This is a genomic window from Achromobacter sp. Marseille-Q0513 (assembly GCF_018195695.1).
Taxonomy (GTDB): domain Bacteria; phylum Pseudomonadota; class Gammaproteobacteria; order Burkholderiales; family Burkholderiaceae_B; genus Achromobacter.
In genome coordinates, this window is the sequence record NZ_JAGTJY010000345.1 from 1 (window position 1) to 2,148 (window position 2,148).

The 2,148-nt window shown below is 66.2% G+C and carries 3 protein-coding genes; 2 read left to right on the forward strand and 1 reads right to left on the reverse strand.

Translation table 11 applies throughout. The annotated features are described in order from the left end of the window. A partial coding sequence (locus tag KDH83_RS30480; protein ID WP_212322724.1) for a hypothetical protein occupies positions 1 to 454 on the forward strand: 454 nt, incomplete at its 5' end. 38 nt (positions 455 to 492) lie between these two features. Further along, entirely contained in the window at positions 493 to 1,557 is a 1,065-nt protein-coding gene (locus KDH83_RS30485) for a hypothetical protein (protein WP_212322727.1), read from the forward strand. 52 nt (positions 1,558 to 1,609) lie between these two features. Here the strand turns inward: KDH83_RS30485 and KDH83_RS30490 are convergent. Further along, positions 1,610 to 2,148: ATP-binding cassette domain-containing protein (locus tag KDH83_RS30490; RefSeq protein WP_212322730.1), on the reverse strand; the 539-nt coding region annotated here is incomplete at its 5' end.

The following is a 2,148-nucleotide window of genomic DNA, read 5'->3' on the forward strand; positions in this document are numbered from 1 at the left end:
GGGGGGCATTGTCGGGAACTTTGCAACCGTCGCCAGCGGGGCGGGGATCGCTGTGGGATCCAGTCTGCTGGCGCAGCAGTATTCGCTGGCCGCTCAGACCGGTATCTATGACATGGCGGCAAAGCGCGTGATGTGCGTGGCGACGGTATTGGAGGTCTCCACAGTGGTGTCCCCGGATCTTCAGGAGGTTGTGGTTGCCGCGCGCTCGGCCTCGACCAGGATTCTGATGGACCTGCGTCGCAGCCTGGGAGAATTGAAAGTGCCCGAAGTCAATGCGGCGAGCGTCGCCGCGCTGTACGCGGCCAGGATCGCTCAATCGGTGAAGTTCGAAAACAACAAGCCATTTTTCGCAAGCACGATCGATGCGACTCAATCTGTGAAATTGGATATATCCAGTTGTGCGGAAACGGGTCAGCCAGTTTCGACGACCGTCGCGCCGTTGGTTGTGCAATAGCTGTCGAGACAGGCGGCTGATCTTTCCAGGAGATGACCATGTATCTTCGCGGTGGCATGAGCGTGTTGAGCGTGGCCTTGGCCTGTGCGTGGCCATGGAGCGCGGCGGGGCAGGGACTCACCGATTGTGGCGCGCCAGTATCGCTGACGGGCAAGGCAGGGGCGCTGTCCGGACGCGTGTTTCCGGATGGCACGATAGCGCTTGGCGCGCCGCTGGCGGTGAATCCCGATGGCGGTTCGCATTCCTATACGGTCGGCGATCATGGTTTCACCTACATCGCCAATGGGCTGAACAGGAAGACGGCATCGGGCGGTTGGGCAGCGTGCAAGACCGCCGAATGTCGTGCGGATTTTCTCAAGGCGGAGCGGCAGGCGTTCGGGCCAGGCACGTCAGAATTTTGCGTGTTTGCCATGGAGGTCGAGCCCTACTCCTCGGATCTGAAGCGGGTCAGTTGCGGAGATGGCCGTTCCGTCATCGGCAACGGCAAGGGAAAACTGAAGTTCGGCGCCATGGCGGAAACCGCCACTGGCGAGCGCATCCAGACCTACGTCTCCACGACATCGCTCCGGCACACGATTGCCGGCCAGCCCGCGTACCTGGATTCCGAAAGCCTGCCAGTCCTCGTAACGCCCCGCGACCACCCGGATCTTCTGGGACGTGTCGCCTTGGTGCGCGGCGCCGGGTTGCGGGATACCTATGCCGTATTTGGCGATACCGGCCCGGCTTTCGGCGAGGGGTCCATCGCCTTGCATCAGTTGCTGCGCTATGGCGCAGTGTCCGCGCAACGGCCGGGTCCTATCGCGGCGTCGAGGCGTTGCGGTCCGGAAGAGGCGGTCCTGCCGCCGTTTCGTTCGTCACCCGACGTGAACGGCGATGTGTGCCGACCAGGACGACAGGCGCAGGGCGCGACGGATATTCGGGGCTATGCCGCCATTCAGGATCGCATCCAGTTCTTGATCCTGCCCGTCCGTTTCGGGGGCGCAGCGTCGGGCCTGATCCCGGACACGGTCAATCTGGAGACGATCGCGCAACGCGCGGCTCAGGCGGGCTACACGCCCGGGCAGGTCGCTGCGCGCTTGGCTTGCATCCCGCGACGGCCTTGAGCATGTCGACCCGCGCGTGAGGGCGCGCGGGCCGGCGCGTTCCCGATGTGCGCTAGGAGGACAGAGACGCTGCGCTACTGAGCTCCTGTCCGCCCTGGCGCCGGGCCAGCCGCGCGTACAGCCCCTGCCTGTGCAGCAACTGTTCGTGCGTGCCGGCCTCGGCCAGCGCGCCCTGGTCCAGCACCAGGATCAGGTCCGCGTCGCGGATGGTGGACAGCCGGTGCGCGATCACCAGCGTGGTGCGATGGCGCATCAGCGCGTCCAGCGCGCCGCGCACCTGCATCTCGGACAGCGTGTCCAGGTGCGAGGTGGCCTCGTCCAGGATCAGCACCGGCGCGTTCTTCAGGAACGCCCGCGCGATCGAGATGCGCTGGCGCTGGCCGCCCGACAGCTGCATGCCGCGTTCGCCGACGCGGGTGCGCAGGCCGTCCGGCAATGCCTTGACGAAGTCCGCCAGCGCGGCCTGTTCCAGCGCCCGCTGGAGTTCCTCGCGGCTGGCCTCGGGGCGGGCCCGCAGGATGTTGCCCTCCAGCGTGTCGTTGCACAGGGAGGGGGCCTGCGTGGCCAGCGCGCCCCGCCCGCGCCGGCTGG